Source organism: Ekhidna sp. (assembly GCF_039960695.1).
Classification (GTDB): Bacteria; Bacteroidota; Bacteroidia; order Cytophagales; family Cyclobacteriaceae; genus Ekhidna.
Genome location: NZ_JBDVKP010000018.1, coordinates 1 through 24,006, shown reverse-complemented (window position 1 = coordinate 24,006; position 24,006 = coordinate 1). Strand labels below are relative to the sequence as shown.

At 39.3% G+C, this 24,006-nt stretch carries 20 protein-coding genes; 8 read left to right on the top strand and 12 right to left on the bottom strand.

All coding sequences use genetic code 11. From position 1 onward, the window contains the following. Positions 1-12: 12 nt before the first annotated feature. From ABJG98_RS10245 to recJ, 4 genes are all read right to left on the bottom strand, one after another. Entirely contained in the window at positions 13-303 is a 291-nt protein-coding gene (locus ABJG98_RS10245) for a hypothetical protein (protein ID WP_348279419.1), read from the bottom strand. 106 nt (positions 304-409) lie between these two features. Continuing rightward, positions 410-1,930, bottom strand: a complete 1,521-nt coding sequence (locus ABJG98_RS10240) for a GH3 auxin-responsive promoter family protein (protein WP_348279418.1) — start codon at positions 1,928-1,930, stop codon at positions 410-412. 3 nt (positions 1,931-1,933) lie between these two features. Continuing rightward, positions 1,934-2,665: an LPS export ABC transporter ATP-binding protein gene (gene lptB / locus ABJG98_RS10235; protein ID WP_348279417.1), complete on the bottom strand. Its 732-nt coding sequence runs from the start codon at positions 2,663-2,665 to the stop codon at positions 1,934-1,936. A 14-nt stretch (positions 2,666-2,679) separates the two neighbouring features. Beyond that, positions 2,680-4,377, bottom strand: a complete 1,698-nt coding sequence (gene recJ / locus ABJG98_RS10230; protein WP_348279416.1) for a single-stranded-DNA-specific exonuclease RecJ — start codon at positions 4,375-4,377, stop codon at positions 2,680-2,682. 89 nt (positions 4,378-4,466) lie between these two features. On the opposite strand from recJ, the gene ABJG98_RS10225 reads away from it, so the two are divergent. From ABJG98_RS10225 to ABJG98_RS10210, 4 genes are read left to right on the top strand one after another with little or no spacing between them, the layout of a single operon-like run. Then, a complete protein-coding gene (locus ABJG98_RS10225) occupies positions 4,467-5,099 on the top strand; it encodes a hypothetical protein (protein WP_348279415.1) in 633 nt (210 codons plus the stop codon). Between the two features lie 27 nt (positions 5,100-5,126). Next, positions 5,127-5,717, top strand: a complete 591-nt coding sequence (locus tag ABJG98_RS10220; RefSeq protein WP_348279414.1) for a VTT domain-containing protein — start codon at positions 5,127-5,129, stop codon at positions 5,715-5,717. Between the two features lie 4 nt (positions 5,718-5,721). Next, positions 5,722-6,729 carry a ferrochelatase gene (gene hemH / locus ABJG98_RS10215; protein WP_348279413.1) on the top strand — a complete coding sequence of 336 codons (1,008 nt, stop codon included), beginning with the start codon at positions 5,722-5,724 and terminating at the stop codon, positions 6,727-6,729. Beyond that, on the top strand, positions 6,719-7,042 hold the full coding sequence (locus ABJG98_RS10210; protein ID WP_348279412.1) for a hypothetical protein: 324 nt from the start codon (positions 6,719-6,721) through the stop codon (positions 7,040-7,042). The genes hemH and ABJG98_RS10210 overlap by 11 nt, the downstream gene beginning before the upstream one ends. Here the strand turns inward: ABJG98_RS10210 and ABJG98_RS10205 are convergent. The 4 genes from ABJG98_RS10205 to ABJG98_RS10190 all read right to left on the bottom strand — a co-directional run bounded on the left by ABJG98_RS10205 (position 7,039) and on the right by ABJG98_RS10190 (position 10,335). Further along, a complete protein-coding gene (locus ABJG98_RS10205; RefSeq protein ID WP_348279411.1) occupies positions 7,039-7,500 on the bottom strand; it encodes a DoxX family protein in 462 nt (153 codons plus the stop codon). The genes ABJG98_RS10210 and ABJG98_RS10205 overlap by 4 nt on opposite strands. After that, the gene (locus ABJG98_RS10200) at positions 7,497-8,636 is read right to left on the bottom strand and encodes a cysteine desulfurase family protein (RefSeq protein ID WP_348279410.1); all 1,140 of its coding nucleotides are present in this window, start codon (positions 8,634-8,636) and stop codon (positions 7,497-7,499) included. The genes ABJG98_RS10205 and ABJG98_RS10200 overlap by 4 nt, the downstream gene beginning before the upstream one ends. A 10-nt stretch (positions 8,637-8,646) precedes the next feature. Beyond that, positions 8,647-10,029: a phosphoglucosamine mutase gene (gene glmM, locus ABJG98_RS10195; RefSeq protein ID WP_348279409.1), complete on the bottom strand. Its 1,383-nt coding sequence runs from the start codon at positions 10,027-10,029 to the stop codon at positions 8,647-8,649. Between the two features lie 78 nt (positions 10,030-10,107). Next, positions 10,108-10,335, bottom strand: coding sequence for a hypothetical protein (locus ABJG98_RS10190; protein ID WP_348279408.1), 228 nt, complete (start codon positions 10,333-10,335; stop codon positions 10,108-10,110). 81 nt (positions 10,336-10,416) lie between these two features. Between ABJG98_RS10190 and mazG the strand changes: the two genes are divergently transcribed. Both mazG and ABJG98_RS10180 read left to right on the top strand, forming a co-directional pair. Further along, a complete protein-coding gene (mazG, locus tag ABJG98_RS10185) occupies positions 10,417-11,211 on the top strand; it encodes a nucleoside triphosphate pyrophosphohydrolase (protein WP_348279407.1) in 795 nt (264 codons plus the stop codon). Positions 11,212-11,278: 67 nt separating this feature from the next. After that, on the top strand, positions 11,279-11,563 hold the full coding sequence (locus ABJG98_RS10180) for a hypothetical protein (RefSeq protein ID WP_348279406.1): 285 nt from the start codon (positions 11,279-11,281) through the stop codon (positions 11,561-11,563). Positions 11,564-11,622: 59 nt separating this feature from the next. Here the strand turns inward: ABJG98_RS10180 and cysS are convergent, their stop codons facing one another. Then, positions 11,623-13,107 (bottom strand): cysteine--tRNA ligase, encoded by a 1,485-nt coding sequence (gene cysS / locus ABJG98_RS10175; protein ID WP_348279405.1) that lies wholly within the window; start codon positions 13,105-13,107, stop codon positions 11,623-11,625. 141 nt (positions 13,108-13,248) lie between these two features. Between cysS and ABJG98_RS10170 the strand changes: the two genes are divergently transcribed. Next, positions 13,249-16,248, top strand: a complete 3,000-nt coding sequence (locus ABJG98_RS10170) for a CHAT domain-containing tetratricopeptide repeat protein (protein WP_348279404.1) — start codon at positions 13,249-13,251, stop codon at positions 16,246-16,248. A gap of 16 nt (positions 16,249-16,264) precedes the next feature. Continuing rightward, the gene (locus ABJG98_RS10165) at positions 16,265-20,335 is read left to right on the top strand and encodes an OmpA family protein (protein WP_348279403.1); all 4,071 of its coding nucleotides are present in this window, start codon (positions 16,265-16,267) and stop codon (positions 20,333-20,335) included. Here the strand turns inward: ABJG98_RS10165 and ABJG98_RS10160 are convergent. The 3 genes from ABJG98_RS10160 to ABJG98_RS10150 all read right to left on the bottom strand — a co-directional run. Beyond that, positions 20,332-21,369, bottom strand: a complete 1,038-nt coding sequence (locus ABJG98_RS10160; RefSeq protein ID WP_348279402.1) for a PorP/SprF family type IX secretion system membrane protein — start codon at positions 21,367-21,369, stop codon at positions 20,332-20,334. The genes ABJG98_RS10165 and ABJG98_RS10160 overlap by 4 nt on opposite strands. Then, complete coding sequence (locus ABJG98_RS10155) at positions 21,366-22,592, bottom strand: gliding motility-associated C-terminal domain-containing protein (RefSeq protein WP_348279401.1); 1,227 nt, start codon at positions 22,590-22,592, stop codon at positions 21,366-21,368. The genes ABJG98_RS10160 and ABJG98_RS10155 overlap by 4 nt, the downstream gene beginning before the upstream one ends. Before the next feature lies 1 nt (position 22,593). Next, positions 22,594-24,006, bottom strand: a 1,413-nt coding sequence (locus ABJG98_RS10150) for a hypothetical protein (RefSeq protein WP_348279400.1), incomplete at its 5' end; no start/stop codon positions are given.

The window sequence follows — 24,006 nt, the reverse complement described above, 5'->3', positions numbered from 1 at the left end:
CAAAAGAAATACTCAGGACAACTTTGGAGGAGGTGTTTGAAAATCAATGAATGGGTTATTCCAGGATCTATCTCGATGTACGGCTAAAGAGCTTTGATTGATAATAGAATTTTCGGCTAGCAAGATGGATTCATGAGCGCTTGTAGTTTTTTCTTTTTCCTTCTCTTTGCTCTCTTCATGCTCCATTTCCGAGTCCGCTTCCGCTGAAATTACGTCTGCACCTTCAACAATTGACGCAACTTCGCAGACCATTGCAGAACAAAGGACAAGGGCTAGAAATCGAATGAGAAATAGGTTTCGCATAAAAAGGGTTTAACTATTTATTTTTTCAAATTGTTCAAACCGAGAATGACTTACGTAAAGGTACTAAATGAGGTTTTGGTAATGAACGCCGCTAAGAACATTATCATTAATTTCTCTTGAAATCTAGTAATTGATCTAAGTACTCTCTATTATTCGAAAGTCTCGGAACCTTATGCTGGCCACCTAGTTTGCCTCGTGACTTCATCCAATTGTAAAATGTGTTTTGTGGAACCACATGAATGATCGGCTGTTGCAGGGCAATATCCTTATATCGTTTCGCGTCATAATCAGAATTAATTTCTCGGAGTTTTTCATCCAGAAGCTTAGTAAATCTCTCAAGATCATTAGGCTCATCAGTAAATTCAATGATCCACTCGTGTCCTCCTTTATTACCATCGCCAAGATACATCGGCCCAGCTGTAAAATTGTCGATTGCGGCGCTCGTCTTTTTGCATGCTTCGGCAATTGCAACCTCCGCATTATCAATAATTAACTCCTCCCCAAATGCGTTAATGAAATGTTTTGTTCGTCCAGAAATTTTGATTCGATAAGGGTTAATGCTTGTAAACGTGACCGTGTCACCTATTTTATAACGCCAAAGTCCTGCATTGGTCGTTATTACAATTGCGTAATTTTTACCTACTTCCACTTCGTCAAGTGTCAGTACTTTAGGATTGTCGCTGTCCAGCTCATTAAAAGGAATAAATTCATAGAAGATCCCATAATCCAGCATGAGCAGCATTTCCTTGCTATCGGTCTTATCTGTGATTCCAAAAAATCCCTCAGATGCATTATATGTCTCCATATAGCGCATAGAGGAAGATGGAATTAGTTTTTTGAACAATTCTTCATAAGGTGTGAATGAAACTGCCCCGTGAAAAAACACTTCTAGGTTTGGCCATATTTCCAGGATGTTATTAGCATTATTTCGTTCCAACATCTTCTCTATGAGAATAATCATCCAGGTTGGTACACCTGAAATATTCGTGACATTTTCACCAGAAGTGATCTCCACCATTTTATCTATCTTCTCCTCCCACTCATCCATAAGTGCAATATCCAAACTTGGAGTTCGTACCATCTGAGCCCACCATGGAAGGTTTTTCAGCAATACTGCTGATACATCGCCATAGTATGAATTTGAATTCTCGTCAAACTGATTGATTTGATGACTTCCCCCAATTACAAGACCCTTTCCCGTAAACATCTTTGCCTCAGGGTAATTGTTGAAATAAATGCTCAGCAAATCTTTGCCACCCTTGTAATGGCAATCGTCTAAAGCTTCTTGAGAGACAGGAATGAATTTGCTTCTTGAGTTAGTTGTGCCAGAAGACTTTGCAAACCATCTTACTTCTGAGTGCCAAAGCACATTCTGCTCACCTTTCATCAAGCGTTCGATATAGGGAAACAGATCTTCATAGTTGACAATGGGCACTTTGTTCTTGAAGTGCTCATAGTTTTCGATGGTGCCAAATCCATATTGCTTACCATAGTGGGTCTTTGAAGCCTTTTTCACCATTTCTTCGAGCAATTCATTTTGAACCTCATGAGGATACTTCATGAATAATTCAATCTGATGAATTCGCTTCTTCATCACCCAAGACAATATGGAATTGAGGATTTCCATTGACTATATTTTCCGTTTTAGCTCGAAGTGTTTACCAAGATATACTTTTCTTACTTGTTCATCATTGGCAAGTTCTTCAGCTGTACCTGCTTTCAGTAATCTTCCTTCGAACATCAAGTATGCCCTGTCTGTAATAGAGAGTGTCTCATTTACATTGTGATCGGTAATGAGAATACCGATATTTTTATTTTTTAACTGAGCTACGATGGTTTGAATTTCTTCTACCGCAATCGGATCAACACCTGCAAATGGCTCATCCAGTAACACAAAGTTTGGATCTACCGCGAGTGCTCGTGCTATTTCTGTTCTTCTCCTTTCACCTCCAGACAAAACCTGGCCAAGGTTCTTTCGCACATGTGTCAGGCTGAATTCTTCCAAAAGGCTTTCACATTTTTCTTTTTGCTCTTGCTTGCTGAGTTTGGTCATTTCCAGAACTGCCAAAATATTGTCCTCAACACTTAGCTTTCTAAATACGGATGCTTCCTGAGCCAGATAGCCAATGCCTCGCTTGGCGCGCTGATACATTGGTAGCTCAGTGATGTCTTCCTTATCAAGATAAATATGGCCTTCATTGGGCTTTATAAGGCCTACAATCATATAAAAAGAGGTGGTTTTACCTGCGCCATTTGGACCAAGCAAACCGACAATTTCTCCCGTCTTAACAGTGACAGAAATGTCGTTTACAACTTTCCTTTTTTTGTATTTTTTAATGAGATGTTCTGCGCGTAATTCCATAAAAGAAGTGCAAGTTATGCATCAAATTTTACATCCTTAAGATTAAGAATGAGTGACTTATTTCCTAAATAATTATTTTCTTCCAGGTGATAGGCAATGTGAAAAGGTTCTCCTATTTTGATTTGATCCAATTTATCTCCAAATCCAAATCCAATAAACTCAAAAAGCCGGGTACTGTTTTCAGCATGTACAAATCCTTTTAGATGTTTGTCTTTGATCACCTTTGGTAAAGTGTCCACAATTACATTTTTTGTGCCAAAGACGGGCGACATATTTTGAGGTCCGAAAGGCGCCATCTGATTCATGACATTGTATGTCTTGAAATTGATCGCCAAAAGAGGTAATTCAGTATCAATTTCCACCTTTGGAATCAATTGATCTGGCATGATACGAGAACCAACTACCTCCTCGAATTTTTTAATGAACGCCTCAACATTGTCTAATGGAAGCGTAAGACCCGCAGCATGTGTATGTCCACCAAATTGTTGTAGTAAATCAGCGCATTCGGAAATGGCTTCATGAACGTCAAAACCATCTACAGATCGTGCAGACCCTGTTGCCATGCCTTTTGATTCAGTAAGAATAATGGTAGGCCTATGGTAATGTTCGATACATCTGGAAGCTACAATTCCAATGACACCTTTGTGCCAACTGTTCTTAAAAAGCACAGTTGATTTACGATCAGGTTCCATAGCTGCTATCATCTCAAGGGCTTCAGCTGTAATCGTCTGGTCGAACTCACGCCGCTCTTTGTTGCGATCGTTTAGATTGTCTGCAAATGCGTCGGTCTGTGTTGAATCTCCAATCAAGAGATGAACGGATTCTTTGGCGTGAGTAAGCCTTCCTGCAGCATTGATTCGTGGGCCAATAGAGAAAACTACATCCGTGATTGAAAATTGATATTTCTTCCCGCTGATCTCGATCAAGGATCTTAAACCTGCAGAGGGCGCTTGATTTAGTTTTTTTAATCCGTAGTGCGCCAGAATCCTATTTTCATCAACAATTGGGACAATATCACATCCAATGCTTACAGCAACCAAATCTAGCAGTTCATATAGTTTCTCTTTTTCTATCGTATTCTGCTGGCAAAAACCCTCTAAAAGTTTGAATCCAACACCACAACCTGAAAGCTCCTTGAAAGGATAATTACAATCTTTTTGTTTTGGATCTAATAATGCAAATGCATCGGGGAGTATCTCTCCAGGGAGGTGGTGATCACAGATGATCAAGTCAATATCGGCATCTTTGGCTTGTTTAGCTCTGTCAATAGCTCTAATTCCACAGTCAAGAGCTATGATCAAACCAAACTTGTTTTCTATCGCATGATTTACTCCTTTCTTTGAAATTCCATACCCTTCCGTATAACGATCCGGAATATAGAATTCAAGTTGATCAGAGAACTGTTTCAAAAACAAATAGATCAGACTTACTGAGGTTGTTCCATCTACATCGTAATCACCATAGATCAGAATTTTTTCTTTATTAAATACGGCATCAGTCAAGCGATTGACTGCACGATCCATATTCAGCATCAAAAACGGATCATGGAGGCGAGAAAGTGAAGGTCTGAAAAAGTCCTTGGCCCTATCAAATGAGTTAATTCCACGCTGGACTAATATTTTGGATAGATATTCGTTTATGTTGATTTCTTTGCTCAGTTTTTCAACAATTTTCTGGTCTGGTTCGTCTTTATATACCCATCTTTTTTCCACGGGATGAAGATATAAAATTGAGTGGCAAAATGAGGGATATTGCAGTATATGATGTCGAATGATTATTTTGTGATCCCTAAGAGATCGTGATGAAGATAGCACTGAACGAAATATGGAATTTTTTAAAAATGGTCAATACCAAAGAGGCAGGTTGGTCATACGCCCTATGTGCTGGCGACGTGAAAGTAGTTTCCATAAACACGGAAACGATGTTGGCTCTTAAGGAAGACGATTCTTACGATACAGAATTGCTTCCCTCCATTTTCACTTTCCGGGAAATTCTGTGGCAGCCAGATGTTTTTACTGATGCCAGTATGAGTATTCCTTCGCTTCGAATATTGCGGGCGTTCTGCGAAGAGGCATGTGCCGAATTGGAAGAGAAGAAAGATGAAGTCAATTCAATCTATGTTCCACTTATCAAAGGTGTTGGGGACTGCTGTGGTAAGGCCATGAAAGCCTTGGAAAAGGAAAAAGCCGATGTAAAGAAAATTTTAGGAGATTTTAGAACCTGTGCATTTCCAGTGATCAAATTTTTTATTTACCACCCAAAAAATCGGATCGATTACTTTCAGGATGCACAGAATCGACTCAATTATGCCGTTAAGATTATGCTTACCCAGTTTTATGGCAGATATACAGAATTGGAAGATCCCTATTGGCGCGTATCTTTTTCAAAATCGAAACAAAAAAAAGAACCAGAACCTAAGCAAGCGGAACAATAGCTTTGCAATTCCAGTTTAGCCTGAACAATGCCAAACAAAAACCAAAATGAACTGCCTGATCGTCGGAGGTTTCTGATTAAAAACCTCTTACGGGGATTTTTGTGGCTGGCTGTTATTGTCATAGGGTTCATTTACCTCAGAAAAAACTACGATTTTAGCCTCGAAACTGTACTTGGACCTGTGTATGATCAACCAACTGTAGTCTATTTCATCTTCCTGGCATCTGAAGTGATTTTCGGGATAATACCACCAGAGTTTTTCATGATATGGTCACTCAGAAATGAATTACTGATGGCATATATCAACAATGTGACAGCTCTCTCCGCGATATCATATGTAGCCGGGATTATTGGTTTTGGCATAGGAGCATATCTAAAAAATACGCGGTTTTACCGTGTTATGAAATATCGGGTGTTTGGCAAATTTGAAAAGCATCTTAACAACTATGGAGGTTTTTTGGTCGTAGTGGCTGCTTTGACACCTTTACCATTTTCAGGTATTGCAATGCTCGTAGGATCGGTGCATTACTCATTTAAAAAATATCTTTGGTTTTCCCTCTTCAGATTCCTACGCTTTTTTGCGTATGGTATTGTTATATGGGAGGCTAATATCTTCTAATCAAATGACAAAAAAGAAGGGAGTCTTATTAGTAAATCTGGGTACTCCAGACTCTACAGCAGTATCTGATGTAAGGAAATACTTACGGGAGTTTTTGATGGATAAGCGGGTTATTGACATACCATATTTAAATCGCTGGATGCTTATCAATTTCATCATAGCACCTTTAAGGGCACCTAAGTCAGCCAAAGAATATGAACGATTGTTTGATGACAAAGGCTCGCCGCTAAAGTATTATGGATTTGAAGTACGAGATAAACTTCGTGAGATAATAGCTGATAGGTATCAAATAGAACTCTCTATGCGCTATCAAAATCCGTCGCTTGAGGAGGGCTTGAGTGCATTGAAGAATTGTACATCTATTCATGTAATTCCTCTATTTCCTCAATATGCCTCTGCAAGTACAGGGTCTGTGCAGGATAAGGTAATGGAGATCGTAAAGGACTGGCAAGTCATCCCTGATATTAAATTCACCTCACAGTTTTTTGAGGAGGAGTTGTTTTTAGACACCATTGTAGACAACGCCAAGAAGTTGATGTCAGTCGTGGAGTATGATCATTTTCTGTTTAGCTATCATGGCATTCCTGAACGTCAGATTACCAAAGGGGCGATCGAAGACACTTGTCAGTTTGGAAGCTGCTGTGATACATTGACAGATAAAAATCGCTATTGCTATCGAGCACAATGCTATGCCACTACTCGGCTACTTGCTGAAAAGCTCGGGCTTAAGCAAGACCAATACTCAGTGAGTTTCCAATCACGCTTAGGTAAAACACCCTGGATCAAACCATACACTGATGTAGTTCTAGAAGAGTTGGCAGAGAAAGAGCACAAGAAGGTGCTTGCATTCTCTCCTTCTTTTATTGCTGATTGTCTGGAAACGACCGTAGAGGTAGGAGAGACTTACCAGGAAGATTTTATTAAAGCTGGTGGGGAGCAATGGGATTTGGTACCAAGCTTAAATGCGGAAGATAAGTGGGTGGAGTGCTTGAAAGAGATGGTTGAGAATTAAACATCATGGATTCATTATGATGGGAGGTGCCGGCCATATTGCTGATATGAATCAAAGGATCAAATTTCTTAGAAGTTTGATCAAAAGGAAGAGGCTAAAAGACAATGAACTTCTTAAAATGCCAATTGGCAAAAACTCTAAAATTGATACCAAAACGTATTTATCAAAAGGAGAGAAACTTGAACTGAGCAGAAAATATCTTGAGTATTACAAAGAGCAACAAATTAAAAATCTGAAAATAGCATTGCTTTCAATTGCTATTACCATATCCGTAATAACATTGTTGGTTTATTCGTTTATGGCCTTGATTTAATCGGAAAGAAACTCATCTTCATCGTCTTGATCCCACTCAAAATCAAAGTTGGAGACTTTCTGCTCTACACGCTGCATGTTCCAATATAGCACAATCCAGAGAGAGCAAAAGATTACAATGATACTAAGCACGAAAAGTGTGCCTCCATCATTATTAACAATAAAACCAAGCTTGGTAAAGTGAAGAAAATTAGCTGCACTGATTAAGCTCAGAGATATGATTGCTCCAAAGATGTAAAAGTTGGTCAATAATAAAAGTGTGGAAACGGTCTCAATACTTGCAATGAGATAACGTCCCCATGGTTCCCATCCTATTTGTTCGAAAATCCAAACACTTTCTTCAGCACCACTGAATTTGAATGGTAATGTCTGTGCCAAAATAATAGCCACAATTAATCTCGGAATGATATGAATCAAATCCGAAGTTTGAAACGAATGGAATATTGGTCTTAATTTCATGCAGTCTCAGGCTGATAAAGCTTTGATAGCTTCTCAACCGCATAATCCACTTCCTCTAATGTATTGTATTTACTAAAAGAAAAGCGAATTGCACCACGATTTTGATCTCTATTTAGCTCGGCCAAGACATGTGAGCCAATGCTTGATCCACTGCTGCAAGCACTTCCACCAGAAGCGGATACTCCTTCAATATCAAGATTGAAAAGAAGCATGTCATTGTCATCATTGGGCGGAAGACAAACATTGAGTACAGTGTATAGACTCTTATCCAGCTCATCTGAGACACCATTGAAAGCTACACCGTCGATTGTAGCTTTTAATTTTTCAATCATTCTTGTTTTTAATGCCTCTATGTGCTTTCTGTGACCTTCCATGTTGCCATAGGCGATCTCCATGGCTTTTGCCAAACCTACAATTCCATACACATTCTCCGTTCCACCGCGCATGTTTCGCTCTTGCGCTCCACCATGTATGAATGGATGGATTTTGTTTTCGTGATTGATATATAGGAAACCGATTCCTTTTGGGCCGTGGAATTTATGAGCAGAACCAACAGCAAAATCAAGGTTTAGGTTTTGCATGTTATGTGTATAATGAGCCATGCTCTGAACTGTATCCGAATGAAAACATGCATCATGTTCTTTGCACATTTCACCTACTCGGTCAATATTTAACAGGTTGCCAATTTCGTTGTTGGCGTGCATCAGTGTGACGAGTGTGTTTGGAGTATTTTTTAGGAGGTTTTCTAAATGATCGTAATCGACCTGACCATTCTCATTGAGATTCACATAGCTAACCTTGATTCCTTTTTTTTCAAGAGCCTCTACGGTATGTAGCACTGCATGGTGCTCAATTTTGCTGGAGATAATGTGCTTGATCCCTTTCTCGCTGACTGTGCACCTAATGGCGGTATTGTCAGCTTCTGTCCCACCGGATGTGAAGAATATTTCTGCAGGTGCTGCATTCAATAAATCCGCAACTTTTTTCCGAGATCGTTCAATGGCAGTTCGCACTTGTCTTCCATGTGAATGGATGCTTGATGGATTGCCAAAATGTTCGAGCATATAAGGCTTCATTGCCTCAAACACATCCATGTCAATTGCTGTAGTAGCAGCATTATCAAAATACACTTTCATAACTAGAGGTTTAGCCGGAAATCACTTCCTTGATGTCCATCATCAGTTTTTTAGCCAAATGCTCAGCTGTACTCTGACTTTCAGACTCTGCAAAAATACGAATTATCGGCTCAGTATTCGACTTTCGCAATTGCACCCACTCTTTATCAAATTCAATTTTCACTCCGTCAACCACATTGATGGGCTGTCCCTTATATTTTTCCTTGATTGCTTCAAGCACTCCGTCGACATTAATATCCGGAGTGAGCTCAATTTTATTCTTCGAAATGTGATAGTTTGGATAGGTCGCCCGAAGCATAGAAGTACTTTTCCCAAATTTGGCTAGATGTGTAAGAAACAGCGCTACCCCAGCCAGAGCATCACGTCCGTAATGCAAGTCAGGAACAATTACACCTCCATTACCTTCACCTCCAATTACGGCGTTGGTTTCCTTCATTTTTGCTACAACATGTACTTCACCTACAGCAGAGGCGCTGTATTCGCAACCATGCTTTTCGGTAATATCTCGAAGTGCTCGGGTAGAAGACAAGTTAGAAACAGTATTACCCTTTTTCTTTGAAAGCACATAGTCAGCAACAGCCACAAGGGTGTATTCTTCACCAAAGGGCTCACCATTTTCACAAATTAGCGCCAGTCGATCCACGTCGGGATCTACGACTACTCCTAAGTCATAATTCCCATTCTCCAGTTCGCTGCTGATCTGTTGAAGATTCTCTGGAAGTGGTTCAGGATTATGCGGGAAATTCCCTGTAGGCTCACAAAAAAGTTCTTTTACTTCAACACCCATTTGTCTTAGCAATGGCACGATGGAAACTCCACCAGTACTATTAACTGCATCCACTACCACTTTGAATCCGGCATCTCTTATAGCTTCCACATCGACTAAGGGGTGTTTTAAAATTTGCTCAATGTGATGATCTATGTAAAAATCATTAGTCGTTAGCTTACCAAATTTTTGTGTTTGAGCAAATTCTATATCTTTTGATTCGGAGTAATCAAGGACTTTTTTGCCTTCCTCTGCCGAAATAAATTCTCCTTTATTGTTGAGAAGCTTTAGCGCATTCCAGCCAGCAGGATTGTGACTGGCAGTTAGGATGATTCCTCCCTGGGCCTTCTCAGCCAGTACAGCCATTTCCACGGTAGGTGTTGTACTCAGTCCCAAGTCGACCACATCAATTCCTTGATTTACTAGCGTGTTGGCAACCAGCTGTGTGAAGGATACACCTGATGGTCGGGCATCTCTTCCAATGATTACTTTGGGTTTCTTGTGTGCGTCCTTAAGCCAGGCACCATAGCCTGCAGCAAATTTGACGACATCCAGGGGCGATAGATTATCTCCGGCTTTACCTCCTATCGTTCCACGCAGGCCGGATATTGATTTTATTAGTGTCAAAGCGTTCTAGTGTTTTAAGCGGTGCGCAAATATAGAGATGTAGATATAAGTAAAAAGTATTAGCGTAAAGTGAGTCGATCAGAATTTCGCAAGTACCTTGTTTACTTCAGAATCCGGATTTCCACAGTCTTCTCCCGGCTTCACGGTTTTTCCACAAAATCCACAAGACGCACCTTCTTTATTGAGGTAAGGGTTCTGAGAGGCACATGTCCCCTTAAATTCTCCATCTTTTTTTAGTAAAATGCGGATAGATAAGCCCACAAAAAACAATGCGAATATTCCGATTCCTAATAATACTACCTGCATTCATTCAGATTTTGGTGCAAAATTAGCCAATTTGCGACTGTAGATGGTCAACAAAGAAGACCTGTTTTCAATTCCATTTGTATGTCAAAAAAACCACTCGCAGCCCAAGATCCAAATCGTAAATCTAAACTGGAAGCTTTTGATCGATTGCTCACCATCATGGATGAGCTTCGCGAAAACTGTCCCTGGGACAAAAAGCAGACGATGGAAACACTCAGGCACCTGACCATTGAAGAAACCTATGAGCTTTCAGATGCAATCATTGAAAATGATCTGGAGGAGGTGAAAAAAGAGCTAGGTGATCTGATGCTTCACATGGTTTTTTATGCGAGGATAGGTGATGAGAAGAAATCATTTGACATAGCTGATGTACTGAATTCAGTCTGTGAAAAACTGATTAGACGCCACCCACATATCTATGGAGATGTGAATGCAGAAGATGAAGAAACGGTTAAAGCCAATTGGGAAAAAATTAAGCTAAAAGAAAAAGGTAATCAATCGGTGTTGGGAGGCGTGCCAAAGTCTTTGCCGGCGCTGGTGAAGGCTATGCGTATACAGGAGAAAGCACGAGGCGTCGGCTTTGATTGGGATAATCAGGATCAGGTGTGGGAAAAGGTGCAGGAAGAGATGGAGGAGTTTGAGGCTGAAAGTGAAAAAGAAAAACAAGCTGAAGAGTTTGGTGATTTATTGTTCTCATTGATCAACTATGCACGCTTCGTCGATATCAACCCAGAGGAAGCTTTAGAACGCACCAACAAGAAGTTCATCAAGCGGTTTCAGTACCTGGAGTCAGAATCTAAGAAGGACGGGAAGAGTTTAGGCGAAATGACATTGGAAGAAATGGATGGATATTGGGAGCGGGCGAAGGGTATCTGAAGATTCAGTGATCTTTTTGAATTGAAAGTGTAGTGATTCAAAGATTAAATTTTAATAAATAGGTAGTATGGGTGGATTTGGTGTAATGGACTTTATGGTCAAGTCTTACAGGCATAACAGGTTTCTCCTCAAAGGCAGTAAAAAGTCATTGAAAAAAATTTATGAAGACAATAATTTACTCTATATAAGAAAAAGAGTTGAAGAAAAGACAAGAGAATACAATCCTGAAAAGAAGAAAGCGTTCTTGGAGAAATTTCATAAAAGACAGAAAAGAGTACAAAAGAGACAAGCTACTCTTGCAGTCTTAATTATAGTTTTGTTCGCTTCAATTCTTTATATAATTGTTTTCTAGTAGAGAAGGGCCAATTGATGATGACTAATCAATCTCCAATTTGAATGAATCAAATCAACTCACTCCTCAAATGCCCACTCGATCTTCTCTTTCATATCTTTCACCACAATACCTTCGGCTTTCAGCTCAGCTCGTAGCTTATCTACTCGCTCAAAGTCTTTGTTGTACTTCGCATCTTTGTATTCTGTCAAAATTGTGTTGATCAGACTTTTATAATCTACATCAGTCTCGACCTTCAGCCCAAGAACATCTTCAGCAAATCCAAGGAAAGTCTCTTTCATTCGTTTGAATAGTTTCTCGCCAATCTCATCAAACTTCAATTGTCCTGTGTGCAATGAGTTGATCTTCTTAACCAAATTGAATAGATGACCTATAGTCAAAGCTGTATTGAAGTCGTCATTCATGGCATAGTAGAGGTTATCCAGCATCTTGCTGATTTGCTCTACCTGCTTTTCATTTAACTCCCCATTGTCATTGGTCCACTCCATTTCATGCAACAGCCGCATGCCATTTGCCAATCGGACGTATCCTTTTCGAGCAGCCTCAAGTGCATCATTGGAAAAGTCCAATGTGCTTGCATAATGTGATTGCATCATGAAGAAGCGGATCGTCATCGGGCTATAACCACGATACAATAATTCATGGTCTCCGGTCATGAGCTCTCTGGGCAGAAAAGAATTGCCAAGTGACTTACTCATTTTCTGGCCATTCACAGTGAGCATATTGGTATGTAACCAATACTTAGCACCTCTATGTCCATGTGTACCGGCATTTTGTGCAATCTCACATTCATGGTGCGGGAATTTCAAGTCCATGCCACCTCCGTGAATATCGAATTCTTCACCTAAATATTTTGTGCTCATAACGGAGCATTCCAGATGCCATCCTGGGAATCCATCACTCCATTCAGTTTTCCACCGCATAATATGTTCAGGCGAAGCTTTTTTCCACAAGGCAAAATCGAGCGGACTCCTTTTATCACTTCCACCATCAAGATCGCGTGTTTCGCTCAGCAGGTCCTCTATTTTTCTTCCACTTAGAATACCATAGGAGTTGTCGTTTTCCTGATGGTACTTCTCTACATCGAAATAGACAGATCCGTTAGATACATAAGCAAAGCCATTTTCAATAAGCTTCTTAGTCATATCAATTTGCTCCATCAAGTGACCAATAGCTGATGGCTCAATGTCTGGCGGGATCGCATTGAAAAGGTGCATCACATCATGGAAATCATTAGCATACATCTGCACAATTTCCATTGGCTCAAGTTTGTCAAGCTTGGCTTTTTTAGAAATCTTGTCTTCACCTGTATCCGATAGATGACCAACATCAGTGATGTTCCGCACATATCGCACTTTATACCCAAGAAATCTTAGGTATCTATTCACCACATCGAAGCTCAAGAAAGTTCGCACATTTCCAAGATGAACGTTGCTATAAACCGTTGGACCGCACACATACATGCCCACGTGCTTAGGGTTTAGTGGAACGAATTCTTCTTTCTGTCGAGTGAGGGAATTAAAAACCTTGAGTTTTCCGATCATGTGCATGTTTTATGTGTCGCAAAGAAAGGTATTTATCGAAAATTTAATGCGCTGGTTGCTGAATCCTTTTTAACTGCAAAAAAATCTTTCTTTACTTCAATTCCGTTTTTATCATTTGCTGATTAAATGATTAGGTTAGCAATGAGATTAATCGCCACCATGAGAATCGTACCCGCCTGTATTATTTTTTCATTGGTTATTAATGTTTGCGTTGCGCAGAACATTAATAATCTTATTGCCCAAGCTGAAGAAAATTTAGAACAAAATCATTGGGAACAAGCCGCTAATAATTTTAATAGCATTATTAAAAATTATGAGGATGATCTTACCTATCATCAGCGAGCTAAAATTTACAATAATCTCGGATATCTGAATCTAAATCTGCTCGATGCATTTGAAGCTGAGAGAAATCTGAACTTATCTATTTTATATCATGAGGAAGCTGGGATTCCCAATCAGAAGGATTATGCCATGGCACTTCTTAACATGGGCATCCTGTATATAGAGCAAGTAGAGTTTGATTTAGCTAGAAACTACATTCAGAAATCATTAAATATTCTAAGCGAACTACCTGGGTCAAAAACTGACTATTGGATAGCAAGAGCTAAGCTGGCGCTACTATACGAAGAAGCTGGATCTTACACGCTAGCCTTGAGTATTTATAATAATTGCTACGATCAATTAGTAGCCAGCGGAAATGATCTTTCACCCGACTTTGCAGAAATATGTATGCATAAAGGAAGAATTTTGATTCTGACTGGGGATCCGGTTGAAGGTGAGAAATTCATTAATCTAAGCTCCACTATTTATGAATCGTTGGGTGCGCAATACGCAGTTGAAAGAGCTGAGTCATTGGAGCACCTGGCCATCTTTTATGAAAGAATGGGGCGCTTTGGTGAAGCTGAAAAGACATTACTAGAAGTCCTTCGGTTGAAGCGAAGTATTCCAGATGAAGCTGATATCCTTATAATAGAAACACTCAATGACCTGGGTATCATGTATCATAGGTTGGGTCAGGTAAGGAAGGCAAGCCAAATGTTTCAAGAGGTTATTAGTGAAAGCGAAGAAAATGTTGGAACTGATCATCCTTTTTACGCAACTGCTAAAAACAATCTGGGAACCTTAGCACTTGCTTCAGGAGATATTGAAGGAGCTCGGGACTTATTTGTGGATGCACTAGCAACCTATAAAGCAAAATTTGGAGTTGCTCATCCATATTATGCCAATACGCTAAACAACCTCGCTCGTGTGGAAAGGCAACTCGGTAATAATGAGCAAGCTGAAAAGTATTACATGGAAGTTTTGGGGATTGATGAAAAGATTTATGGAAAAAATCACCCAAACTATGCAACGACACTAATAAACGTTGGTGTTCTATTCAGCTCAATAGGTAGAGAACAAGAAGCCGAGCGCTATTATAGAGAGGCAGTCGATATAAGAGAAAGAGTTTTAGGGGTTAATCATCCCGGATATGCTGGTGCTTTAGAGTATATGGGAATGCATAGCCTGGCTGTTGGAAATAATGGAGAGGCAGAGAGTTTCTTTAGAAAGTCAATAGAGATTCAAATAGGGCAAATCGGAACTCTTTTTCCAATCATGAGTGAGCGGGAGCGTGAAATATTCTATGAAAAAATAAAAGCCAATATCGATCGGTATAATTATGTGGCCTCCCAACTATTGGAGAAACAACCTGAATTGCTTAAAAAGATTTTTGATTTCCAAATAAAAACGAAAGGCTTTCTTTTTAATCCGTCAGAGAATATTCAGGGACATGTAAACGAAAGCGACGACCTTGACCTAAAAGCAAAGTTTAAAAAATGGCAATCAGATAAACGCCTATTGGCAAGTTATTATCAGATGGGTGCTCAGGAACTAGCGCAACAAAATGTCAATTTGGAGTATGAAGAATCCAAAGTAATCCGACTAGAAAAGGAGCTGGAAGAAAAGCTAGCAAACTTCTCAGAGTCACTACATAAAGTTGATAAGGATTGGAGGAATGTTCAGGATTATGTTAAACCTGGAGAGGCCGTTATAAAATTGATTCGCATTAGAGAGTTTAAATCATTGACACAATCAATTGAAACACTTTTTGGGTTCACAGACTATACACGCTATTTGGCCATTATTTTTCAATATGGACAAAATGAACCAAGTTATGTATTTCTAGGAGCAGATTCTGAAACTGAAGTTCAACATTCAGCACGACTTGTCAATTCAATTTTTGAAAGTAAGGATCAAACTGAAACTTATGATTTATTCTGGAGGCCAATCGATCAAAAATTGAATAACGTTAATACAGTAAGAGTTATTCCCGATGGAATATTTTACAAAATCAATCCTAATGCATTGAATACACCCAATGGAGGTAATCTCATTGACAAATATTACGTTTCATATTTGACCGCATCTAAAGACTTATTTAGACCTGAAGTGGAAATTTTCAATAGAAAATCCTACCTATTTGGTAATCCTTTGTACAATCAAGAGGAAAGTGATAATAGATTGAATTTGGTAAGTATGCCAGAATCTGAGAATGAAATAAAGGGTATTGAAGGTGTGCTAAGTGAAGATTGGCATGTAAGATCTCACTTAAGAGAGGACGCTAACGAGTTTAAAATCAGGTCTGCATACAACCCAACCGTTCTTCACATTGATTCTCATGCTTTTTTTAATGATCAATATAATTTTATAGCAAATCACACGCCAATCGATAATCCACTTTTTAGGGCAGGAATTTACTTAGCGGGTGCTTCTGAGACATTTTCACGGTATATGAAGGGCATTCAAACCATACCGGAAAATGATGGAATATTAACAACCTATGAAGCATTAAATCTGGACTTGAGTAAAACTCAATTGGTTGTTTTGCCTTCGTGCGAGTTTGGGTCTGAAGATGTTGAAAACAGTGATGGAATCTATGGCCTTCAGCGTGCATTTATTGTAGCTGGAGCAAGAAATATAATAACAAGTCTATCAAAGATTGATGATAAAATATCAAGCGAATTGATGATCTTGTTTTATCAAAAGCTTAATGAAACTAACAGAGTGATGGAATCGCTTAAACATGCTCAACTAAAATTGAGAGAAAAATATAGCGATCCAGGTGTTTGGGGTGCATTTATTTTAACAGGAAATGGATAATAAAAATTTTGAAGTTATGAGGAAGTCATTAATACTGCTCGGATTTCTTTTAACGCTGGTTGCGTCAGCACAGGTCAACAATAATATGGTGCGTGGGCTTATAACCATGGGTGATGAGCACTTTAAAAATGACCAATACATCAATGCGATTAGATACTATAAGGAAGCATTGACGGAAAACCCGACAAATATTAAAGCACAGTATCAATTGGCAGAGTGTTATCGGTTGATTCAAGACTATGAAAGTGCTGAGTATCATTATGAAGCCATCGGATCTAAGCAAGATATTAGGTTTCCGCTTGCGGGCTTTTATTACGCCATGATGCAAAAATTGAAGGGGCGATATGATCAAGCTCTCTCCAATTTCAAGGATTTCAGAAAGTTTTTGGTAGCGAATGAATTACATGAGTCTGAAACTTACAGATACTATTATAAGCAAGCAAAAATTGAGATTGACGGTTGCCAGTTGGCTTTAAATCAAATAACACTAGTTCATCCAGATCACAAATTTGGACCGTTGGCAGCGCCTTTAAATTCAGAATACAATGACTATGCAGCATTTAGTGTTGGAACGGATGACATTGTATGTCTCACTAGCGCAAGAAGTAGTGGAAAGGGAAGTTTAGTAGATAACCAATTTGGGGAGTCATTTGCCGATCTTTTCAGGTTTACGCAGGAGAACGGCGTCTGGAAAGAATTAGAACAAGGGGATAGATTTGAGAAAGTTATCAATACAAAGTATGGAGATGGTTCCGGTTCATTTAATCGAGAACGAGACAAATTTTACTATACCAATTGTGATGAAGACCTGGGAGATGTATGCCATATTTATTTGTCTGAGCTAATAGGAGGAAGATGGAGCGAACCAAAAGCTTTAAACTTCAACATTAATGAATATGGCTTCAATTCGAAGCATCCAAATCTAACTCCAGGAGGTGATACTTTATTTTATGCCTCAAATCGAGATGGAGGACTTGGTCAACTGGACTTGTATATGAGTATAAATGCCGGCAATGAAAATTGGGGCCCTCCAATCCATCTTGGAGATCAAATCAACACACCTTTCAACGAAGTATCACCGTTCTATGATCAAAACGAACGAGTGCTGTTCTTTGCGTCAAATGGTCATCGAGGATTTGGAGGCTTTGATATCTACATTGCACGTGGCACTAAGTTTGAAACCGCAGAAATATATAACGCGGGTATTCCATTCAATTCATATAAAGATGACATCTTCTTCTTTATGGGAAAAACAAAGGGCTTCCTATCGTCAAACCGAGAAGAAGGACCGGGTAAATTTGATATTTACGGTTTTAATGTACGCTCCAAAAGTGACATCATTTCAGAAGTTTCTAACGAAGGCACAATTGCTGGAAGAAACTCACTGTTTACCGATGATTATAATTTTGACAGTAGCGAAACCGAAATCATCAATCAGATTATATCAAGAATGTTGTCATCTTCTGTTTCAGAAGTTGATTTAATTCTCACAGAAAGACAATTAGCAGTTTATAATTCGCTCAGTGAAGATGATAAAGAGCGGATAGATAAAATTGTAAACGCAAGAGTTCGAAAAATGACTAGTAATATGATTCGATCCATCCGTACAGAGGATGATTATTACTATCAGCAGCTAAGCTCCGACAAAAGAAGAAAAGTTGATAACATCGTATCAACCTATCTGGAGCAGCAAGGCATGGGCAATAGTGTGAATCTTGAGGATGATGTTTTCAATTTTTATAGCGGAGTGAGTACCGACGAGCGTGAAAAGATTGATATCCTTATTTCAGATCGACTTAAAAATGCACAGACATTTAAGCCTGCAACTCCAACCTACAATTCCTTTGATGCCAAGGAGCAAAAGAGTCTGGATGGTATAGCGATTAAATATTTAAAGGAAAAAAGAAATCTTGGAAGCATATCACTGGATATGAATGAAAAAGTATTTATGCGAGACAATCAAGATGCTACTGAAGACGTGAGTACGGCAATCAGAGAACGATTGATTGGCTTAAGTAATGAGGAAAAATATCGCTTGTTAAAAGAAGATCGAGATTTCTATGAAACTTTAAATGAGGAGGATAAGGCAAAACTTAAATCCATAGCTGAAACATTCATGCTATCTGACCTCACAAACTTTGACCAGAACGTTAGCAACTCAGATTTAGAGGTATTCAAAAATAAAAATTCGAAGGATCAAAGCAGACTAGATAAGCTGCTGTTGAAGCAAATATCTAATCTAGCCAACTCAAGCATATACTTAACTGAAACTACATTCTCACAATCTGAACTTCAGGCTGCTTTAAGTGACACACCAGAAGAAACAGTTAACAAACTTCTTCAATTGAAGCCGGAGCTTAGCGAGTTACAAAAGGGAGCGGTTCAGAGATTTGTAAAGACAGCCTATGACTCTTATTTGAGTGAAGCAAAACCTATCTTCTTTGACACAACTCCAACGATTGTAACTGCTTCAGGTCAATCAGTTGAAGGGGCAGACCCAAGTGCGCGACTGACAAACAGTGATATCAGTCAATATGAGGCCCTAAGTGAAAGTAAGAAACGAGTGATTGACAATGTAATCGCACTTGATTATCTGGTCAATGAGTACTCTGATAGATCTGTAAAATTAAGTGACCAACAGAAGTTAAATGAAGTTACAGGCAAGGAAAAAGTACATATAGCGGCCTTAGCAAAAATGGTCTCTAGTGAACAGATTAAGCCGAGTGAGCAATCCTTTATAAACAATGCATTTACTTACTATAATAATTTATCCCAAGATCGAAAGGCGTTTATAAATCGAATTATTCTAGATAAAGGCCTAGCTAAGCGCAACGACAGATATGTTCTTCCCGAAAACGATGCAAGAGCCAGAGGGTCGTTGACAGCTAGCGAAAATCAATTACTTGAAAGGATTAAGAAATTCAGATTCAATAACGACAGAATTCTAACCGAAAATATCGCAATTGATTCGAAAGATGTTGATGAAGCTCCTGTAGATATTATAGCACTCGCATCAGGTATAAATATGGACGAAGATACAGGCAGTAGAAAACTTTTAGGTGCCGAAGACATATTAGCTTCTGAGGAATTAGATGAAATCAAGATTGCTTTGCCAATAAGCAAAATTGATGGATATGATGAAATTACTATCACAGGAAAGCTTGTAGGAGCTAGCTCTGGCACACCACTTTCATCCTATTCAATCACACTTATTGAATTCGACAATACCAAAACCGTAATAGAAGGATATACCAACTCGGTCGGAGAGTTTGAATTTAAAGTTTCACCGGCAAAGTATGACTTAACATTCAAGAAAGGCACTGATGCAGAATCTGTAGTTTTAGAGAATTTTAATGTAGACGGAAGAAGGGAAAAAGCAGCTGGTATATTCACCAATGCTACGCGAGCATTTTTTGATGTAAGCTCTTCGGAATTAAGGCCAGAGGTTAAAATTCTGCTGGATGAGGTAATAGTTGCATTTAGAAAGAGTGGCGAGAAGATAGAAATTGAATCACATACGGATGATACAGGTGCCGCTGAATTCAACTTAGTCTTGAGTAAAGATCGAGGCTATTCAGCAAGAGATTATTTGATAAAAAATGGAATTGATCAATCCAAAATATCTGTAATCTGGCATGGATCAGAAAAGCCGATTGCAGATAACAATAATCCATATGGAAGACAGCTAAATAGAAGGATTGATGTAAGGTTAATCGGAAAGCGAAAAGAATCATTCGGTAATTTCTATTTAATAAGACCCGGAGCTACTGTTTCGAAGCTTTCAGCGAGCATGGGTGTGGCATCTGATCGAATCAGGAGCTTGAACGGTTTAGGGAGTAGCGATCTTTCGACCTACCAACCAATCAGACTTAAAAAAGAGGGAGTCATAGAACCTGACTATAATTTGGTTGTGCCTGCTGATATTAAAAGTGGAAGTGATTTTATTTATACAGTTCAGGCTGGAGATAATCTTCAAATTGTATCCAAGAAATTCAATGTTCCGGAAGAGCTAATTATGGAACAAAATGGATTATCTAGTACAACACTTGAGCCTGGAACAAGGTTGATTATTTATCCGAAGAATTAGAAGAGTGGGTTAGAAATTTTTCTGGATCCAAGATTTTTTGATAAAGAGTATTGAATGGATATCTCGAAAGAATTTTGGGCCAGATCCACACCCTTCTGAGGAACAAATAAGGTGCTATTCATATCGTAACTGACACGGACGGTGAGTGAATTCACTTTTACTCCACCCATAAATATGAACGAATCCCTAAGTCTGTACCAGGCACCAAATAAAAGCTGAGAGCCTCTGGCACGGTAGCGATCTGCATTAGGAACATAAGCCATGTTTAATCCGGCATTAAATTGTTGGTTTTGGCGAATGTATAAATACAAAAGACTTGGTGTTACAAAAAGCTTTTTGAATTTGAATTCAATCCCACCATTATACTTGAAAAGTATTGGAGGATTATTTTCAGAATTAATAGTAAAGGAAGTATTTGGCCTATTTAAGTTGGTGGCAGACACGCCAACAAAAGCACTGTACTTATGGAGCAAATAATTCCTCTCAGGATTATAGTAGTACATAATTCCCGCATTGACTACAGCGTTTTGCTGTTGTTCATCAAATTCTGTAACAGGAATGGGCAAAGAATCATCGAAACCATAAAAGGCATTGTACTGTGATCCCCATGTAAGATTGCTAAAGTTTAACTTACGCATCTCATATCCTGCCTGTACTCCAATAGAAATTAGATATGATGTAAGTAATCCAAACTTAAGATTATGAGCGTAGTTCAGAAAAACTGAGTTTCGCTGATAAACCCCCTGAAATCCACTTTTTTCATTGAATGCCATAATCCCGACCCCTCCTAAAGATTGCTCTAAGCTTCCTTTTGGCTTAATTGGGAAAATAAATGAGACCTGTGTCAACTCATTCACTATATCCACACTTTGCAGTTGACGCTTGTGATTCATGTGGATTGATGGATCATTATAAATCCCACTAAATGCAGGGTTGAGATAGAGTGAAGCAGCATAGTATTGAGAAAACTGCGCATCCTGCCCCATCGTTCTGGAGCAAATAATAAGAAGCAATATGACGATTGTTTTTTTCATTTTACTAGATAGAAAGCTCCTTTCTGCTGCACAGGCAGCCCAGTATTAAATTGAAATCTAATTGTATAATAATAAACTCCTGCTGGTTCATCTGCTCCAGTTCGTTGGTTGACACCATTCCAGCCATTTTGATTAGCTTCTGCAAACGTAGTTGCTGTATAAACCACCACACCGTACCGATTATAGATCTGTAGGTCAAATCCTTCCTCTGAAATATGTTGTCCAAATATTTTAAAAGATTGATTTTTAAGATCGCTTGCTTGAGGTGAAAAAGCTTCAGGGATAAAGTAAAGCCCTTCATTAGGTATTCTCGGAGCTAATCCCATCGCTAAGTAAATCTTCTGACCGAGACTTGGCTGCAAAGGGATTTCACTAACAATCGTTCCATAGGTAAGTGAATCAGAGTCATTAATAGTTTTAACACCAAGCGAATGATAAATGCCCTCAGGGTTGGTTGCATAGGCAATTACCGGAGAATTAACACGATGACGAATGTTGTTTCTTATTCTAAAGTCACTTAAATCTTCTTCAGTGAATTCTAATTCAATTTGTGTTGGGTCAGTTGCTCCGTTTAATAATTCCAACTCCCATAATCCACGATGCGAAACTCCTAGTAAGCTATCTCCAGGAATTGGGTCAAGTGAATTTCCTTTTTGAAAACTTGCTGCGATTTCGGTGTTCAATCCAAATACGCTAAGCAAAGTTACCGGAGCGTATAATCCATCTGATCCTATTGGAAAGGTTTTTTCACCACTACCTTTTGCAATCAGTGTACCATCAAAGTAGGAAAAATTAGACCCACCTTCTACTCGTGCGTTTGGTTCAAGCACAAAGCGGGTGTCATCTCCAGGTTTTATATTCCCGAGCTGAAATTCTAGCCTGTCAAGAATAATGTATTGATTGCCAGGAAAATTCACTACCCCACCTTGATTAATAACTAATTCACTTACTGTTAGTTGTGGAGGACTAACCATTTGACTGGAACCTCCTAAAAATTGTAGCCGCCCTGTCAGCCCATTGAAGTTAGCATTGGTCAACCAATCTCCATAAAGGGAAAGCGTTCCTCTATTTTGAATAACTCCATTATTATCAAGATCACCACCAACTTCAAGGTTAGCACCTTCAGATATATGGATGAGTCCATTGGAAGGCACATAAAGTTGCTGAGCTTGTGAGAGATTCCAAGTAAGAAGAAGGATCGATATAATATATATTTTCTTCATCTTAGTTATTGGATCTATGTAATTGAACCCAATTCGATCCAGTCCAAATCAATGAAATGGTATCTCCAGTGGAATCTGGTGTCCAGTTCCCTGCAATATTTACATTTCCAGAATCATTTAGTGTAATACCCCCAGTGTATGTCCCAATTACCAACACAAGCATTTGACCTGGAGTATTTCCGTTTCCGATGGAAAATGTTGTAGCACCCGAATGCGTATCATTAATCGTCATAAAAGATCTGTTGGCAATGGTTACGGTAGAACCGCTTGTTGATACCGTGGAACTAAAATTACCGATTGCTAATGCACCATCAACTGTCGCCGAAGTGGATGTTGTACTCGTTGCACTACCTCTCATGGTTGTACCCGAATTAACAGTATTATTTCCCAGTGTTATTGTTCTTGCAGCTGCACCTGTGCCAATGTTTATTGGCTGTGCATTCGCGGCGTTACCAATGTTAATAGCTCCAGCTGCCGCATTGATCGCGACAGTACTCGAAGAAGCATCAATTGTAACTCCTGTTCCATCAATGTCCGTTATAGCGGTTGCATTTACTGCAAGATTGCCAGATGTTGATGAGAGCGTGTTTCCATCAAGTCTAAGGAAATCTACGTTTGCTATTGTTGCCGCTGTGGTGTTACCAATGGTTCCTCCCTCAATAGTGGCAGTGTTGATTGTTGGACTAGTCAGTGTCTTATTAGTCAATGTTTGTGCAACATTGTCTCCAATCAGTGTTGTGTTTGCTTGAGGTAACGTTACTGTAAAGTTTGAGCCATTCGCAGCACCAGGAGAAAGAGTCATAGTGTTTCCATCGACTACACTTCCCTCGAAAACCAAATCTCCTTGAATCTCCGAATTGATTATTAGATTATCCAGTGCAACATTATCACCAATAGTTGTAGATCCATTTAGAGTTGTTGCCTCAGTTACCGTTAAAGCTCCGTGAGCCGTCGTTGTATTGCCTGATGTTCCTAAATCTACTACCCCATCAGCATTTAACGCCCCGGTTGTAGTAATAGTCTGGCTTCCAAAATTTGGAGAAATTTTTGTGCCGGCTATAGCGGCTCCAGAATTTATATCATCGTTGACGATAGCGTCATTCGTTATTTGAGAGGAGTTTACTTCATCTAGGTTGGCTAGTGCACCCAATCCAGATATGTTAGAGGTGTTTGCATCGATCAGACCTTTCAAATAGGTTGAGTCACTATCAACCTGACTTTCAATTCTGCCTTCTAAATACACAGAGTCCGCCTGCACCTTGTTCCAGATGGCAGTAGAATCCGCATCGGACTCGGTGTTGATGGCTGCAATGTCTGAGATGTTGGTGGCGATGCGATCGTCGAGGTAGGTCGAGTCACTCTGAATCTTACTCCAGGTGGACGTGCTGTCCGCCTGCAGCTTGGTATACAGGGC

Excerpts from the sequence above, each read along its gene's own strand:
- ABJG98_RS10165 (WP_348279403.1), top strand. The coding sequence starts at position 16,265 with ATGAGGAAGTCATTAATACTGCTCGGATTTCTTTTAACGCTGGTTGCG.
- cysS (WP_348279405.1), bottom strand. The coding sequence starts at position 13,107 with ATGATCGGAAAACTCAAGGTTTTTAATTCCCTCACTCGACAGAAAGAA.
- ABJG98_RS10225 (WP_348279415.1), top strand. The coding sequence starts at position 4,467 with ATGAAGATAGCACTGAACGAAATATGGAATTTTTTAAAAATGGTCAAT.
- mazG (WP_348279407.1), top strand. The coding sequence starts at position 10,417 with ATGTCAAAAAAACCACTCGCAGCCCAAGATCCAAATCGTAAATCTAAA.
- ABJG98_RS10170 (WP_348279404.1), top strand. The coding sequence starts at position 13,249 with ATGAGATTAATCGCCACCATGAGAATCGTACCCGCCTGTATTATTTTT.
- ABJG98_RS10205 (WP_348279411.1), bottom strand. The coding sequence starts at position 7,500 with ATGAAATTAAGACCAATATTCCATTCGTTTCAAACTTCGGATTTGATT.
- ABJG98_RS10155 (WP_348279401.1), bottom strand. The coding sequence starts at position 22,592 with ATGAAGAAAATATATATTATATCGATCCTTCTTCTTACTTGGAATCTC.
- ABJG98_RS10190 (WP_348279408.1), bottom strand. The coding sequence starts at position 10,335 with ATGCAGGTAGTATTATTAGGAATCGGAATATTCGCATTGTTTTTTGTG.
- ABJG98_RS10160 (WP_348279402.1), bottom strand. The coding sequence starts at position 21,369 with ATGAAAAAAACAATCGTCATATTGCTTCTTATTATTTGCTCCAGAACG.
- ABJG98_RS10245 (WP_348279419.1), bottom strand. The coding sequence starts at position 303 with ATGCGAAACCTATTTCTCATTCGATTTCTAGCCCTTGTCCTTTGTTCT.
- lptB (WP_348279417.1), bottom strand. The coding sequence starts at position 2,665 with ATGGAATTACGCGCAGAACATCTCATTAAAAAATACAAAAAAAGGAAA.
- ABJG98_RS10180 (WP_348279406.1), top strand. The coding sequence starts at position 11,279 with ATGGGTGGATTTGGTGTAATGGACTTTATGGTCAAGTCTTACAGGCAT.
- ABJG98_RS10200 (WP_348279410.1), bottom strand. The coding sequence starts at position 8,636 with ATGAAAGTGTATTTTGATAATGCTGCTACTACAGCAATTGACATGGAT.
- ABJG98_RS10220 (WP_348279414.1), top strand. The coding sequence starts at position 5,127 with ATGCCAAACAAAAACCAAAATGAACTGCCTGATCGTCGGAGGTTTCTG.
- hemH (WP_348279413.1), top strand. The coding sequence starts at position 5,722 with ATGACAAAAAAGAAGGGAGTCTTATTAGTAAATCTGGGTACTCCAGAC.
- ABJG98_RS10240 (WP_348279418.1), bottom strand. The coding sequence starts at position 1,930 with ATGGAAATCCTCAATTCCATATTGTCTTGGGTGATGAAGAAGCGAATT.